The sequence below is a fragment of the Aeromonas sp. QDB23 genome (genome assembly GCF_027707745.1).
GTDB lineage: Bacteria > Pseudomonadota > Gammaproteobacteria > Enterobacterales > Aeromonadaceae > Aeromonas > Aeromonas allosaccharophila.
In genome coordinates, this window is record NZ_JAPCJA010000023.1 from 55,211 (window position 1) to 69,452 (window position 14,242).

The window sequence follows — 14,242 nt, forward strand, 5'->3', positions numbered from 1 at the left end:
TTGGTTTCCAGTATGGCACGAACGCTTTCAGGGGGTGCCCAGCAGAGTTATCTTGCTGTTTGTTGAGAAAAAGTTGTGCCATGTATCGACCATCTGCGGTGTGCGGTCGCTGGGTGGCAGTATCCATATGAGGGTAATGCTGGGACTTTTTTGAGTTCCTCCCACCTATTGCAAACTGAATTGGTAGCGCAGCGTCAGGCTGATGGTGGGTTGCCAGTCACGTTCCTTCATCAACCATTGTTTCGCACCCACTTCGGTATCCAGCGTCCATTGATCCCAGCTCCAGCTTCGCTCCAGCGTCATTCCCCATTCACGCCACCCCTCTTCGGCATCATATGCAGACATGTGTGCCTGGTTACCTCTCGTCAGCCAGAGATTAAGGGAGACGTTGGCAGGCAGCGGGAGTGAATGCTCCATATACCAGATCTGGCCATAACGACCGGTCACATCATAAAGCTGGCCAATGCTCAGTTGATGTTCGTCATCCAGTTGCCAGCCAAGGCGCCATAGCGCGCCGAAACGGGTGTGATCCGCCACCTGCATGGGGCTGACCCCCACCGCGATAAAACTCTGTTGATAAAGGGGCAACGCGACGCCCGCACTTTGGCCATCGATAAAGATAAGGCCCATCTGTGTTTCGCGTTCATAGCCGAGCCATAGTTGCACTGTGGAGTCGGCGCCCTCTCCCGCCCGGCTGCTGTCGAGTTGCCATTGGCTGCCCATGACCAGCGCCCTGGCCGGGAAGGGCGAGATCAGAGCGATGAGCAGCAGTAACCCGCGCTTATTTGCCATACAGTCGTTGCCAGTCCCGATCCTGATGCATCCCCATCAGGTGACAGATGATGCCGGAGCGCTGGAAAGCATGGATAAGCAGTACGCTGGCGCAACAGAGCAGCATGATCAGGCCGAAGCTGTTGGGCAATATGGTGCCCTGACGAGCCGTCCACCATAGCAGCAGGGGGCCCCACAGGTGGACGAAGATGCTCTTGTGGAAGATGAAGACGGTCAGGGAGTACATGCCGATCCAGTTGAGCGGTCGCCAGCAGAGACGAATATTGCGCTGATGCAGCCACAGGATGATGCCGATCACCAGAAACTCCATGCCCCAGATCCCGGCACGGCCCGTCATGTCCAGCGCCAGCTCATGTTCGTTGGCGTAAATGTCGTTGAGTTCGACCGAGCTGGTCTCGCCAAGGCGCAGATAGATGGCGAGCGCCACCACGGAAAGGGTGAGCACCAAGCGATTGAGGCGATCCCGCCACTGGGGGCGCTGATGCCAGCACCAGCCATAGAGAAAGCCGAAACAGCCGCTGGCCATGAAGAGATCGAGGCGGGCATCCAGCTCATAGTCGGGGTGAACGTGCAGCTTCATCCAGCTGTCGATATGGCCAAGCAGGGTCTGTACACCGAACTGATCCAGCAACAGGCTGAGCACGGTCAGTACCAGCATGCCGCGAATGCCAAACCAGCCATACACCAGCGAGAAGAGCGCCAGCAGACACATCCAGAGCATCACCGGATAGAAGGAGATGGCCTCGCCGAAGTTGGGGGCGATGACCAGCCCCTCCACATAAAGCACGGCGATGATGCTGACAAACAGCACCAGCTTGCTTTTTAGCTGCGGTCTGAAGCTGGCCTGGTCACGACGACTCAGGTTGAAGGCGGCCAGCGCCAGGTAGATCTGGCTGACCCAGGGGATCAGCCAGGCCGAGACCTGGGCCGTGATGTGATCCATGGGCAGCAGGTGGCCAGCCATGGCTTTGTGGGAGAGATAGAAGCTGTCCCACAAGGCGTGTTCGCGAGTGAAAAAGTCGATATACCAGTAGTTGAGGTAGCCGGTGTAGTGCTCGAAGACGGCCATAAAGATGACGAGCCCTCGCAACAGGTCGAGACCCGTGATGCGTGCGTCCTGTAGAGGCATGGGGTTGCTCCTGGATCGGTTGAAAAGGAGCCGCACTATAACGGTTGCAACAAAACTGAACGGGGGCTGAATGTAAGCGAATATTACCCGACTTCCACCCCTTACCCTTGCCATGACTGGGGTAAGAAGAATTTGGCTGTCATGATTTGTAATGGTTTGGCCGGTTTTTTTAGCCTTTTTGACGACCAAATGCCTGAATGCCGCGCACCAGTACCAGCCAGCCGAGCAGGTGGAATGGCAGAGCCAGCAGATAGAGCAGCAGAAAGTATGACTGGTTGCCGCTGCAGTTGATGAAATCAATCCAGGCGGCCAGCAGCGCCAGCATGCCGGCGATCTGGAAGCGGCGGCGCAGTACCACCTCGACCCCGAGATTGGCGAGGTAGAGGGTGAGCAGGATACCGCCAAAGCCGGTGAGCTGGGCAGTGCCGTAGAGCTCGCGATCCGGATGGAACAGCAGGGTGACGAGAGGGGTCATGCCCTGATCCAGCGGGATCAGGGCCAGCAGCCAGCATGCAATCAGAAGCAGGGCTGTTTTCATCGCGGCCTCAGTCGGCGGACGGTGCCGGTTTGACCAGAGAGAGGTAGTTGGCATCCATCTTGAGGAATACCCCCAGCAGACGGGCACTGGCGCCGTAGAAGCCAAACCGGTCGGCGGCGCGACAAGCGCTTTCGAACTTGTCGAACCACCCCAGCAGATGCCCGTGCAGCAGCGCTTCCTGCTCGTCGAGCCAGCGTTCCCGCTCAGCAGCAGTTGTTGCTTCTGCCGCGCGGATGATGAGATTACCCATCAGATCCAGCTCGATGGCCAAGTGGTCGGCAGGCTCTTTGTATTTGTCGCTGACATTGATGCCGAGGCGCTCGAGGCGAGCCTGCATCTCGGTCATCGGGGCCTGCATCAGCAGCTTGGCATCGCCACGGTAGAGCGATTCGTAGGGCAGGGCGCCCTGCTTGGGATCCACCAGAAACAGACCGGCGAAGTCGGCGGCCAGTTCCAGCTGGCGATCCGGGCGCACCAGCAGGCGAGCGATGGCGTCGTTGAGTTCGGCCACGGCCTCGCGCATCGGATCCAGGGTCGAGAGGCTTTTCAGAAAGCTTCGCACATCATAGGTGTCATATTCGGCGATCTGCTCATCACTGAGTTCGGCGGCGAACAGGGTGGAGAACCACCAGTAGAGTTCGGCCCGGCGTTCGCTGGTAGCCATAAATTCCTGCATTTTTCCTCCGTGGATGGCAATCGGGAGCCTTGATGGCTCCCGATTCTAACGACTTTAAAAATAAAGGAAACTCAAGGGGGCGCTTTCGTCCCCTCGGGGTCAGAGTGCCGGGAACATGGGGTCGATGCCCTTTGCCGATTCCGGTGCGGCGAAGGCAGTGACGGCCGGCGCCTGCCCGCGGAACTTCTCGATCTCCACCAGCGCGGTGTGGGCCGTGGTGGCCTGCGCCAGGCTGGAGGAGCCGATATCGGCGGTCAGCACGTTGGGGTCACCATAGGTACAGAGCGTACCCACCTTGCCGCCCTCTTGCGGCCCATACCAGGCACCTTCCTGAATGCGCACCACCCCGGGGGCGTAGTCATCGCTCACCACCAGCCCGGCCAATACCTGACCGCGGCCGTTGAACACCCGAACCAGATCGCCGTCCTTGAGGCCACGGGATTTGGCATCCTGCGGATTCATATAGACAGGCTCGCGACCCTGCACCGTGTAGGTGGCACGGTAGTTGTCAGACGAGCAGAGCTGGCTGTGCAGTCGCTTGTCCGGGTGGCAGGATTGCAGGTGCAGCGGGTACTGTTTGCTGCCCGGCCCGCCGTGGGAGCGCTCGTAGGGCTCGATCCAGACCGGGTGGCCCGGGCAATCCCCATAGCCGTAGTCGGCGATGGTCTTGGAGTAGATCTCGATGAGACCTGACGGGGTGCCGAGCGGTTCCAGATCCGGCTCCTGACGGAACGACTCGTGGCGCACCCAGGGCTGGCCCGCCGGGAAGGTGACAAAGCCTTCCCCGTGCCAGAACTGGCTGAAACGAGGCAGACGAATGCCGATGCCGCGGCCCTGCAGGCGGGCGTCGTCATAGATGCTCTGGATCCACTCCAGCTTGCTCTTGCCGCCGGTGAACTCGGCCTCGCGACCGAAGCGACGGCAGAGATCGGCGAAGATGTCGTAGTCATCGCGCGCCTCGAACAGCGGCTCCACCACCTTGTACATGGCCAGAATGCCCGCGTTGGAGTGAGAGCCCCACTGCTCGATATCATCCCGCTCATAGGTGGTGGTGGCGGGCAGCACGATGTCGGCAAAGCGGCAGCTGGCAGTCCACTGGTGATCGATGCTGACCACGGTTTCCAGCTTGCGCCAGGCGGCGACCATCTTGTTGCGATCCTGCTGGTGGTGGAACGGGTTGTTGCCGCAGAACACCGCCATCTTCATGTGGGGGTAGGTGATTGTCTGGCCGTTGAAGGCGATCTGTTTGCCCGGATTGAGGATGCAGTCGACGAAACGGGCCACCGGAATGAATTTGGAGTAGCCCTTCCAGTCGCCGTCATGGCGCGGCTTGACCCCGGGAATGACCGAGCTGAAACCGGACATGATGGGGCCGCTGGAGGTGATGGTACCTGCCCCGTTGTAGTGCCAGCCAAAGCCGTAACCACCGCCCGGCAGGCCGATCTGGCCAATCATCGAGGCCAGAACCACCAGCATCCAGGCGTACTGCTCGCCGTGGTGCATGCGTTGCACACACCAGCCGCCGATGAGCTGGGTGCGGCCACTGCTCATGGCGCGGGCCAGCTCGCGAATGGTCTCGGCAGGGACGCCACAGATGGCGGCGGCCCACTCGGCATCCTTCACCTGACCATCGCTGGTGCCCAGCAGGTAGGGCAGGAACTTGTCAAAGCCGGTGGTGTAGTTCTTCAGGAACGCCTCGTCGTGGCGCTTCTCGCTGTAGAGGGTGTGGGCGATGCCCAGCATCAGCGGCACGTCGGTCTGCGGATTCAGGGTCACCTGATCGCAATTGAGGTACTTCTGGGTTTTGGATTTGACCGGATCGACGCTGATGACCCGGATCTCGCCCTTGGCCACCTTCTCTTTCAGCTGCGCCCAGTAGTCGTAGACGCTGTGATCCGGCACCAGCCAGCCCACCTGCAGGTTTTTGACGGGGTCGGAACCCCAGATCACGATGGTCTTGCTGTGCTCCAGCACCAGCGGCCAGGAGGTCTGCTGCTCGTACACCTCCATGGCCCCTGCCACGTGGGGCAGGATCACCTGGGCGGCGCCGGTGGAGTAGTCACCGGCCTTGGCCAGATAGGTGCCGTGCAGGTTCATGGCGCGGCCAAGCATGGCGCCAGCTGAGTGCAGCTTGCCCACCGACTGCCAGCCGGAGTGACCCGCATAGAGGGCGCTCGGGCCATAGGTTTTCTGCACCCGCTCCAGCTCGTGATAGAAGAAGTCCAGCGCCTGGGACCAGGTGACCCGCACGAAGCGGTTCTGGCCACGCTCGCTGGTGTCGGACTGGTGGCCCTTGCGCAGCCAGTCCAGTCGCACCATGGGGTAGCGGATGCGGGAGGGGTTGTAGACCACCTCACTCAAGGCCTTGAGCATCTCGGTGGGGTGCTTGTCATGCTCGAACGGCAGGGTCTCGACCCAGCGGCCATCGACCACCCGGGCGCGGAAGGCGCCCCAGTGGGAACCGGACTGCACCAGTTTTTCGCCGGACTCGGCGGCCATCACGGCGCGACCGAGCAGGGAGGGGCCGATCAGGGCAGAGGCACCGCTGGCCAGCAAGCCACCCAGAAAACCACGACGGGAAATATTGATCATCTTGTTATTCCTCTCTCGGATCCGGAACTCGAATCCGGAATTAGTGGCTGCCCTGACCACCGGTATCGGCGGCATGGTTTTGCAGGTATTTGAGCAGGGTGCGCTCCTCTTCCTTGCTCAGGCGATAGTAGGCAGACATCGCCTTGAGCCCCGAGATCCAGCCATTGGCGGTGAAGTGAGCCGGATCCGGCGCGCCGTGGCAGGAGTTGCAGGTGGATTTGTACATCTCGCCGGCGTAATCCCAGATCGGCTTGAGTGAGGACTCAAAGCCCTTGCCATCGACCCAGGCCTGTACCTGAACCTGTTCCCACTTGATATGGGTGGCGCTGTCGGTCTCCTGTTTGAGGAGTTTTTCGCTCGCTTTCAGCTCGTCACGGACGGTGGCGACAAAGACCCGCTTGCCCATGTATTCGCTCAGCACCCGGCCCTTGCCGTCGCTCTCGCGCCACCCTTCGATGGTCACCTTGAGGCGATCGCCGCTGCGGGCCACTACCTCGATGCGGGAGGCGGGCAGCAGCTTGCCGACCGGTTCGTTGCTCTGTTCGCTGGCGTAGAGATCTTTTTCACCCAGGTTGTAGAGGGTCTCGGCGGCCGGTGCCTGTTGCGCGTCGTTGGCCAGGGTGGCGTAAGTGGCCCGGAAGCCCCCCGCCATGTTGGGCAGTTCGTGGGCGATGCCCTTGTGGCACTCGATGCAGTTCATGTTCTTCGCCGCCGCATCTTTCATCGCCAGCGCTGCCGCCGGGGATTGCTTGGCGTGATCCATGTTGTCGTAGCTGTGGCAGGACTTGCAGGTCTTGGAGTTCTGGCTGCTCATCCGGGCCCACACTTTCTCGGCCAGATGCAGGCGTCGGTCCTCGAACTTCTCCTGGGTATCGATGCTGTGGCCTATGTACTCCTGATAGAGGTCGTTGGCCGCCTCCATCTTGCGGGCCACCTTGCCGACAAAATCCTTCGGCTGGTGACAGTCGGTACAGACCGCCTGTACCCCTGAGGCATTCTTGAAGTGGATGGACTCCTTGTACTCCGGATAGACGGTGTCTTTCATGGAGTGGCAGGAGATGCAGAATTCGAGGCTGCTGGTTTTCTCAAAGCCATAGTGCAGGCCGACGGTACCCGCGAGGGTGACGCCGACGCCCACCAGAACCAGCGCCAGTACCGACCAGCGACGGCTGGGGGTGCGCAGGAAGTGCCACAGTTTTTTCATCATGCTCTCTCACATCACTTTTTTGATGGGGGCCATGATAGGGAGGCGTTGTGAACAGGGCTGCCGCCACAAATTAATGAAATAGGGGTATTTATGACAAAATGTGAATAGAATAATCCTCCCTTGTCGACCATCGTGAACCCTGCCCATGCGCTACCACATTCTGGTTGTTGAAGATGATGCGGTTACCCGCGAGAAGCTGACCGGCTATTTTGAGCGGGAGGGCTATCGGGTGACGGCGGTCGAAAATGGCCAGGAGATGCGCGCCGTGCTGGCGGAGCAGACGGTCGATCTGGTGATGCTGGATATCAACCTGCCGGGGGAAGATGGTCTGCTGCTGACCCGTGAACTGCGGGCGCGCAGCACGGTGGGGATCATTCTGGTCACCGGCCGCAGCGATGCGGTGGACAAGATTGTCGGCCTCGAGATGGGGGCCGATGACTATGTCACCAAGCCGTTCGAGCTGCGGGAGTTGCTGGTGCGGGTCAAAAATCTGCTGTGGCGGATCTCGTTGGCCGCCGCCCCGAGTGAACCCGAGACGACCGACGATGCGGTGCGCTTTGGCCCCTGGCGTTTTGACATTCCCCGCCGCCAGCTCAGCAAGGACGGGGTGCCGGTGCGCCTGACCAAGGCCGAATATGAGGTGCTGGTGGCCTTTGTCGCCCATGCCGGGCGGGTGCTGAGCCGGGAGCGGATCCTGACCCTTATCAGCCATCGCGGCGATGGCCCGAGCGATCGCACCATAGACGTGTTGATCCGGCGGCTGCGCGGCAAGATGGAAGCGGATCCGCGGGATCCCCAGCTGTTTGTCACCGTCCATGGTGAAGGCTATCTGTTTGCCGGCGAGATAGCCTCCTGACCCCGTTACGGTGGCCTTGACCTGTTTGACCGGGTGTCAGACCGGCGGGCGGGTATCAAATTGCGGGCAGTCGTCGCCAATCTGGTGCCAGGACGCCTTGGAGCCGACAAAGATGTGAAACGCGGGCCGCTGGCTCGGCACATCGTCCAGTACCCCGAGGCGCAGGTTGATCTTGCCGCTGCTGCTCTTCTGGCTGAACAGGCTGGAGCCGCAGTGACGACAGAAGGCCAGGGTGGTCTCTGCCGATTTCCGGTAGCGGCCGATGGCCTCTTCTCCCTTCACTATGGTGACCTTGTTGCCATCCAGTCCGCCGACCGAGGCATAATCTCCCCCTGAAAACTTGCGGCATTCGCTGCAGTGGCAGTTCCCCATATAGTCGAACTGATCCGGCAGGGTCAGGGCGACGGCGCCGCACAGGCAGCTGGCATGTAACTCTTTCATCTCTTCTCCTTGAGTGTGCTGATCGGATTTGGAACGGCTATTCGACCCGATAGACGGGGCGAAAAGCGCCCTCCGAGAGGGAATCTGCGGGATCGGCCAGCGGCGCAGACAGCGTCAGAATGGGTGGCCCCATCACCCGCGGGCACTGCTCGGCATTGGCATCAGGGTGTTGCAGCAGGCAGACCGCCTGAGCGACCGCAAGGCGCCCCTGCAGCCGCATCTGATCGCTGTTGGCGGCCAGGATCTTGCCCCGGCGCAGTCCCCGCTGTACCCCGTGGCTGAAGTAGGTGCTCAGCACCTGGGGCCTGTCGAGATGGCGCTGCGCCAGCTCGTTGACGGCCACTTCGGCGGCGATGGCGCCCCCCACCAGATAGTCGAGGTCGGGATAGCGGGCCAGGGTCTGCTGCACCAGCGTACGCTGGATTTCCCGGCTGTTGTCGCCGCGCTCGGTGGTGACCAGCTTGATGGCGCTCCCCTTGATGGCGTCGGCAAAGCCCGGTTCGACGAAGTTGTTGCCGCCACTTGCCTGCGGGCCGGGGAAGAGGGCGAGCGAGACCGGCTTGCTGCCTGCGGGGTGGTGCTGCGCCAGCCAGTGGCCGATTTGCCAGCCCATCTGGTACCAGGAGACCCCCACCTTAGCCTGCACCAGACCAGTGGGCAGATCGTTGACCAGTCCAAAGACCGGCAGCGGTGTGGCCTTGATTGCCTCGCGCAAGCCCTGATAGCTCACCGCGCCGAGCAAGATGGCGTCGCTCCCTTCCTGCACGCAGCGCTGCAACTGCTGGCGCTGCTCGGCGAGGGCGCCATAGCCCCCCGCTTCGTGGATCTGCAACTTGACTCCCAGCCGCTTCGCCTCGTCCATCATGCCCTGATTGACCGAGAGCCAGTAGGCGTCGCGCAGATGGGGGTAGAGGGCACAGAGGGTCAGCGGTTTGGTTGCGGCGGTGGGTTCCGGCCACTGCTGGCGCACCGGCTGGCCGCTGAATTCGCCGCCGGGCCATATATCGACCGCAAAGGCGAGGGCGGTGCGGGGAAGCATTAGCAACCAGATCAGCAACAACGGGGAGAGATAGACGCTTCGCATGGCTAGGGGTTTTGTTAAAGTGTTGGGCCATATTATCCGGTCAAAGCCGACCACAACCAAGGGACTTCCCGTGAGAATCTTTTCCGGCCTGGGTGGCAAGTTGCTGCTGGCCTTCTCCCTGATGGCGTTGCTGACCCTGAGTGCCTCCCTGCTGGGCTGGGTGGGGCTTAGCCATCTGCGCCAGCTGGAGCAAGGGGTGCAGCAGACGTTGGCCGACCAGGAGCTGGCGCGCACGCTCTCTCGCCTCAGCGGCGAGATCCAGAGCGCGTCGCGGCTGCTGGCCACCGCAACCAGCGAGCAGGAGCGGGAGCATCAGGGACGCTTGCTCACTCTGCAGGGGCAACAGCTGCAGCAGGTGCTGGCGCAACTCGGCCGTGGGCAGGGTTCTACAAGCCTCGATCAGCTCAGTCAGAGCATCATCGGCAATCTGGGCCAGCAGGGCTGGCTGGTGGGAGAGCGACTGACCCTGATGGCGCAGGGCGAGGCGCAGCGGGCCCGTCTGGTGGCGGCTGCCGGGCAGATCGCCGAGTTGGCGCGCAGCCAGATGGAGAACGCCGAAACCGTGATGGTGGCGGGATTGGGTTCCCTCTACCAACAGCAAGGCGCGCAGGCGACCCGGACGCTGGATCGCTTGCTGGAGCAGGATCTCGACTGGCTGGAGCAGATGACCGAGTTGCGTCATCGCACCCTGATGCAGCAGCAGCGCATTGAGGAGATGTGGCGCAGCGAACAGCAGGGGCAATTGCAGGCCCTGTTGCAGGAGGGGCAGCGAGAGCTGGCCATCTTGCAACTGCGGGCCGGGGCGGTGACCGATCCGGCCCGCCGTCAGGCGGTGGAGCAAGCGCTGACCGTGCTGGCGCAGAGTGAGAAGCTGGTGCAACTGCGCAGCGACTGGCTCGGCAAGGGGGAGGCACTGCGGGTGCTGGCCAATGCCAATGAGGCCCTGATGAGCAGCCTCAACCAGCAGGTCGGTGAGCTGGTCAGCCGTGCCCGCGATTCGCTGGGGCAGAGCCAGCAGGCGTTAAGCCAGCGTCTCAGGCTGCTGGAGAAGGCGTTGATGGGCATTGGCCTGCTCACGCTGGTACTGCTGATGCTGTTGATGTGGCGCATGGTCTACGGCCGGATCGTCTGGCCGCTGCAACGGGCGGTGGCAGGGATGAGCCGGTTGGCGTGCGGGGATCTGGCCCCTCTTGAGCCGATCTCCGGGTCGGGCCGCGATGAGCTGGCAGAGCTGGCGCGAGCCCTGCAGGTGTTTCGTGACAATGCGGTGGAGTTGGGCCGCTATCAGCGCGAACTGGAGTCGCGGGTCGAGGAGCGCACCAGCCAGCTTAGCCACGCCAACGAGCGGCTCAATGAGGAGGTGGAGAAGCAGCGGCAGGCCCGCGCTGAGGCAGAGCAGGCCAACCGCGCCAAGTCGGTGTTTCTCGCCACCATGAGCCACGAGATCCGCACCCCCATGAACGGCATTCTGGGGGGCCTGACGCTGCTGGAAGATACCCACCTGAGCGAGATCCAGCAGCGCTATCTGGCCGCCATCGAGCATAGCGGCGAATCCCTGCTGGAGATCCTCAACGACATTCTCGACTACTCCAAGATAGAGGCGGGCCATGTGGAGGCGCGCCGCGAACCCTTCCCCCTGTTCCAGCTGGTTGATGAGCTGAGCGCGCTGTTCCGGCCAAAGGCAGCGGTCAAGGGGGTCACCTTGGCGCTGGAATATGCGTCCGGGCTGGCGCCTGTGGTCGAGGGGGATCTGGGCAAGCTGCGGCAGGTGCTCGGCAACTTGCTCGGCAATGCGGTCAAGTTTACCGTCCGTGGCCAGATTATCCTGACGGTGGCGCCCCTTGTCTGTCACGGCCCTTGCGCCGAACCCTGCATCCGCTTCGTGGTGCGCGATACCGGCCCCGGCATTCCGGGCGATGAGCAGGAGGCGGTGTTCGAGGCGTTTCGCCAGCGCAAGCGCGATATAGGCCATCAGGGCGGCACCGGGCTGGGACTGGCGATCAGCCGCAAGCTGGTGGCCGCCATGGGGGGGGAGCTTATCCTTGCCAGCGAACCGGGCAAAGGGTGTGAATTCAGCTTCAGCCTGCCGTTGCAGCGCTCGAGCGCCCAACTGCCCGCCGAGGCGCAGCCGCTGCACCTTGGCCAGTCCCGCGACATCCTGCTGGTGGAGGATAACGAGATCAACCGGCTGGTGGCGCACGGCATGCTGACTCGCCTCGGCCATCGCGTCACCCTGGCGGAGGATGGTCGCAGCGCGCTGGCGCTGGTGACCGAGCACCCCTTCGAGCTGGCGTTGCTCGATATCAATCTGCCCGACATGGACGGGATGACCCTGCGCGAGGATCTGGCTGCCATCAGTGAGGAGGTGCATGAGCGGCCGTTGCCCGCCATCGCCATCTCGGCCCAGATGTATCCGGAGGATATCCGCCACTGCCTCGCCGCCGGGTTTGTCGATTTTGTCGGCAAGCCGGTGCGGCTGGCAGTGCTGGCGAACGCCATCGAGCGGCTGTTTCGGCAAGAGGGGGCCTCCATCGAGCTGCCTGTGCTGTTATCTGCCGCGCCCTCTGCCAACCGGCCCGAGTGGGCCAATCCGGTGCTGGACGCCGATCTGCCCCTGCTCGGCATGGCGCGGATCCGCCAGCTGGTCGGGCTGTTTGAATCGCAAGGGCGGGTGTTGGTGGATGAGTTGGCTCAGGGGGAGGGGAGTGAGCAACGGCAGCTGGCGCACAAGCTAAAGGGGAGTGCGCTGGCGCTGGGGTTGACCGAATTTGCCAGCCATTGCGCAGCCCTTGAGGCGGGAGGCGGTGAGCCTGCGGCAATCGGGGCGCAATTTGACGCGGCGGTGAGCGGGTTGCAGCAGTGGCTGGCGGCCAACAGGGATGCGCCGTTCTGATCCCTGCTGGCTATGCACAACGTTCAGAGGGGGTGGCCAGCCCCTGCGCCGTTATTCTATTTCGCGAAACAGCGCCTGTTTGCACTTGGCGCAGACCCATTCCCGGCGAAAATCGGTCAGGTGCACCATTCCCACCTCCAGCAACTCGTGGTGGCCGCAGTGGTGGCAGAAGATGATGTCGCCATCGACCGCTTCCGGGTGGGCCGCCAGATATTCGGCTTTGGTGGGGAGCTGATCCCACGAGGTGGTAGAAACATGTTTGCGCTGGCTGGTGTAGTAGACCCAGTAGAACAGAAAAAAGACAGCCAGGATCACGAATGTCAGCAGATGGTCCATCTTGAACTCCTCCGGTCAGATGTCGCCCTTCGGGTGGGTGGCGGCAATCAGCTCCATCATCATTAAATTTGTTTCGAATGAATATGTTACAGGATGGATCACGACGGCGTTGTGATCCCCTTCGGGTTTTGCCCGCCCAACTGCGGGATGAAAAATGTCTCTTTTGGCGAAGGGGCCAGGGTATTGAACGGGGAGGGAATCTTGTTTTTTACAACATAAATTCAACATTTTTTTAGGTGGTTGGACTGTCTCTTTGATCCAGCTCACGTTACAATGCCCACGCCCACTTCACCTAACGCGCAAACGATTTTCAGGAGAGAAACGGATGTTGAAACGTGACATGACCATCGCCAATTATGATCCGCAATTGTGGCAGGCCATCACAGACGAAACCCGTCGTCAGGAAGAGCATATCGAGCTGATTGCGTCTGAGAACTACACCAGCCCCCGTGTCATGGAAGCCCAGGGCTCCCAGTTGACCAACAAGTACGCCGAAGGTTACCCCTCCAAGCGTTACTACGGTGGTTGCGAGTATGTGGATGTGGTCGAAACCCTGGCCATCGAGCGCGCCAAAGAGCTGTTCGGTGCTACTTACGCCAACGTGCAGCCGCACTCCGGCTCCCAGGCCAACAGCGCCGTTTACATGGCCCTGCTGCAGCCGGGCGACACCGTACTGGGCATGAACCTCGCCCACGGTGGTCACCTGACTCACGGCTCGCCGGTCAACTTCTCCGGCAAGCTCTACAACATCATTCCTTACGGCATCGATGAGTCCGGCAAGATTGACTACGACGAGATGGAGCGCCTGGCCATTGAGCACAAGCCGAAGATGATGATCGGTGGCTTCTCCGCCTACTCCGGTATCGTTGACTGGGCTCGCATGCGCGAAATCGCCGACAAGATCGGTGCCTACCTGTTCGTCGACATGGCCCACGTGGCTGGCCTGATTGCCGCTGGCGTCTACCCGAACCCGGTGCCCCACGCTCACGTGGTCACCTCCACCACTCACAAGACCCTGGCCGGTCCGCGCGGTGGCCTGATCCTCTCCGCCGCCGACGACGAGGAGCTCTACAAGAAGCTCAACTCTGCCGTCTTCCCGGGTGGTCAGGGTGGTCCGCTGATGCACGTCATCGCCGGTAAAGCCGTTGCCTTCAAAGAGGCGTTGGAGCCCGAGTTCAAGACCTATCAGGCTCAGGTCGTGAAAAACGCCAAGGCGATGGCTGCGACCTTTATCGAGCGCGGTTACAAGATCGTCTCCGGCGGTACCGACAACCATCTGATGCTGGTTGACCTGATCGGCCGCGAGCTGACCGGTAAGGACGCTGACGCCGCGCTGGGCAAAGCCAACATCACCGTCAACAAGAACTCCGTGCCCAACGACCCGCGCTCCCCGTTCGTCACCTCTGGTGTGCGGATCGGTACCCCGGCCATCACCCGCCGCGGTTTCAAGGAGGCCGAGTCCATCCAGCTGACCCACTGGATCTGCGACGTGCTGGACAACCACGACAACGATGCCGTGCTGGCCACCGTACGCGAGAAGGTGCTGGATATCTGCCGCCGTTTCCCGGTCTATGGCTGATAAGCCGGAACGTTCGGTTTGAGACCAATGCCACCCTCGGGTGGCTAATGCCGATCAGTTAAGGATCCATTGACCGATCCTCCTGATGTGTAAAAATCCGAAACCTGTTGATTGGTTTC

General features: G+C 61.7%; 13 protein-coding genes. 3 read left to right on the forward strand and 10 right to left on the reverse strand.

Annotated features, from left to right (window positions below):
* Positions 1-165 precede the first annotated feature (165 nt).
* The 6 genes from PG888_RS11815 to torC all read right to left on the reverse strand — a co-directional run bounded on the left by PG888_RS11815 (position 166) and on the right by torC (position 6,934).
* Positions 166-792: a hypothetical protein gene (locus PG888_RS11815; protein ID WP_182938951.1), complete on the reverse strand. Its 627-nt coding sequence runs from the start codon at positions 790-792 to the stop codon at positions 166-168.
* Positions 782-1,921, reverse strand: coding sequence for a hypothetical protein (locus PG888_RS11820; RefSeq protein ID WP_270693415.1), 1,140 nt, complete (start codon positions 1,919-1,921; stop codon positions 782-784). Before PG888_RS11820 ends, PG888_RS11815 begins: the two co-directional genes overlap by 11 nt.
* Before the next feature lie 169 nt (positions 1,922-2,090).
* Positions 2,091-2,459 (reverse strand): hypothetical protein, encoded by a 369-nt coding sequence (locus PG888_RS11825; RefSeq protein WP_182938953.1) that lies wholly within the window; start codon positions 2,457-2,459, stop codon positions 2,091-2,093.
* A 7-nt stretch (positions 2,460-2,466) separates the two neighbouring features.
* Entirely contained in the window at positions 2,467-3,135 is a 669-nt protein-coding gene (gene torD / locus PG888_RS11830; protein WP_182938954.1) for a molecular chaperone TorD, read from the reverse strand.
* A gap of 99 nt (positions 3,136-3,234) precedes the next feature.
* Entirely contained in the window at positions 3,235-5,727 is a 2,493-nt protein-coding gene (gene torA / locus PG888_RS11835; RefSeq protein WP_182938955.1) for a trimethylamine-N-oxide reductase TorA, read from the reverse strand.
* 40 nt (positions 5,728-5,767) lie between these two features.
* Positions 5,768-6,934 carry a pentaheme c-type cytochrome TorC gene (gene torC / locus PG888_RS11840; RefSeq protein ID WP_182938956.1) on the reverse strand — a complete coding sequence of 389 codons (1,167 nt, stop codon included), beginning with the start codon at positions 6,932-6,934 and terminating at the stop codon, positions 5,768-5,770.
* A gap of 145 nt (positions 6,935-7,079) precedes the next feature.
* Between torC and torR the strand changes: the two genes are divergently transcribed.
* Complete coding sequence (gene torR / locus PG888_RS11845) at positions 7,080-7,790, forward strand: two-component system response regulator TorR (protein ID WP_005326575.1); 711 nt, start codon at positions 7,080-7,082, stop codon at positions 7,788-7,790.
* Between the two features lie 36 nt (positions 7,791-7,826).
* Here torR and PG888_RS11850 read toward each other — a convergent pair whose 3' ends face one another.
* Together PG888_RS11850 and torT are read right to left on the reverse strand one after the other, a co-directional pair.
* Positions 7,827-8,231 carry a GFA family protein gene (locus tag PG888_RS11850; protein ID WP_182938957.1) on the reverse strand — a complete coding sequence of 135 codons (405 nt, stop codon included), beginning with the start codon at positions 8,229-8,231 and terminating at the stop codon, positions 7,827-7,829.
* A 37-nt stretch (positions 8,232-8,268) separates the two neighbouring features.
* The gene (torT, locus tag PG888_RS11855; protein WP_182938958.1) at positions 8,269-9,315 is read right to left on the reverse strand and encodes a TMAO reductase system periplasmic protein TorT; all 1,047 of its coding nucleotides are present in this window, start codon (positions 9,313-9,315) and stop codon (positions 8,269-8,271) included.
* Positions 9,316-9,385: 70 nt separating this feature from the next.
* On the opposite strand from torT, the gene torS reads away from it, so the two are divergent.
* The gene (gene torS, locus PG888_RS11860) at positions 9,386-12,208 is read left to right on the forward strand and encodes a TMAO reductase system sensor histidine kinase/response regulator TorS (RefSeq protein ID WP_270693416.1); all 2,823 of its coding nucleotides are present in this window, start codon (positions 9,386-9,388) and stop codon (positions 12,206-12,208) included.
* A gap of 51 nt (positions 12,209-12,259) precedes the next feature.
* Here the strand turns inward: torS and PG888_RS11865 are convergent, their stop codons facing one another.
* On the reverse strand, positions 12,260-12,544 hold the full coding sequence (locus PG888_RS11865) for a hypothetical protein (RefSeq protein WP_182938959.1): 285 nt from the start codon (positions 12,542-12,544) through the stop codon (positions 12,260-12,262).
* Positions 12,545-12,559: 15 nt separating this feature from the next.
* On the reverse strand, positions 12,560-12,811 hold the full coding sequence (locus tag PG888_RS11870) for a hypothetical protein (RefSeq protein ID WP_148140782.1): 252 nt from the start codon (positions 12,809-12,811) through the stop codon (positions 12,560-12,562).
* 58 nt (positions 12,812-12,869) lie between these two features.
* Here PG888_RS11870 and glyA point away from each other — a divergent pair, with 58 nt between their 5' ends.
* Positions 12,870-14,123, forward strand: coding sequence for a serine hydroxymethyltransferase (gene glyA / locus PG888_RS11875; RefSeq protein WP_042060071.1), 1,254 nt, complete (start codon positions 12,870-12,872; stop codon positions 14,121-14,123).
* Positions 14,124-14,242: the final 119 nt, after the last annotated feature.

Excerpts from the sequence above, each read along its gene's own strand:
- PG888_RS11850 (WP_182938957.1), bottom strand. The coding sequence starts at position 8,231 with ATGAAAGAGTTACATGCCAGCTGCCTGTGCGGCGCCGTCGCCCTGACC.
- torA (WP_182938955.1), bottom strand. The coding sequence starts at position 5,727 with ATGATCAATATTTCCCGTCGTGGTTTTCTGGGTGGCTTGCTGGCCAGC.
- torT (WP_182938958.1), bottom strand. The coding sequence starts at position 9,315 with ATGCGAAGCGTCTATCTCTCCCCGTTGTTGCTGATCTGGTTGCTAATG.
- torD (WP_182938954.1), bottom strand. The coding sequence starts at position 3,135 with ATGCAGGAATTTATGGCTACCAGCGAACGCCGGGCCGAACTCTACTGG.
- PG888_RS11815 (WP_182938951.1), bottom strand. The coding sequence starts at position 792 with ATGGCAAATAAGCGCGGGTTACTGCTGCTCATCGCTCTGATCTCGCCC.
- torC (WP_182938956.1), bottom strand. The coding sequence starts at position 6,934 with ATGATGAAAAAACTGTGGCACTTCCTGCGCACCCCCAGCCGTCGCTGG.
- torR (WP_005326575.1), top strand. The coding sequence starts at position 7,080 with ATGCGCTACCACATTCTGGTTGTTGAAGATGATGCGGTTACCCGCGAG.
- PG888_RS11865 (WP_182938959.1), bottom strand. The coding sequence starts at position 12,544 with ATGGACCATCTGCTGACATTCGTGATCCTGGCTGTCTTTTTTCTGTTC.
- PG888_RS11825 (WP_182938953.1), bottom strand. The coding sequence starts at position 2,459 with ATGAAAACAGCCCTGCTTCTGATTGCATGCTGGCTGCTGGCCCTGATC.
- glyA (WP_042060071.1), top strand. The coding sequence starts at position 12,870 with ATGTTGAAACGTGACATGACCATCGCCAATTATGATCCGCAATTGTGG.
- PG888_RS11820 (WP_270693415.1), bottom strand. The coding sequence starts at position 1,921 with ATGCCTCTACAGGACGCACGCATCACGGGTCTCGACCTGTTGCGAGGG.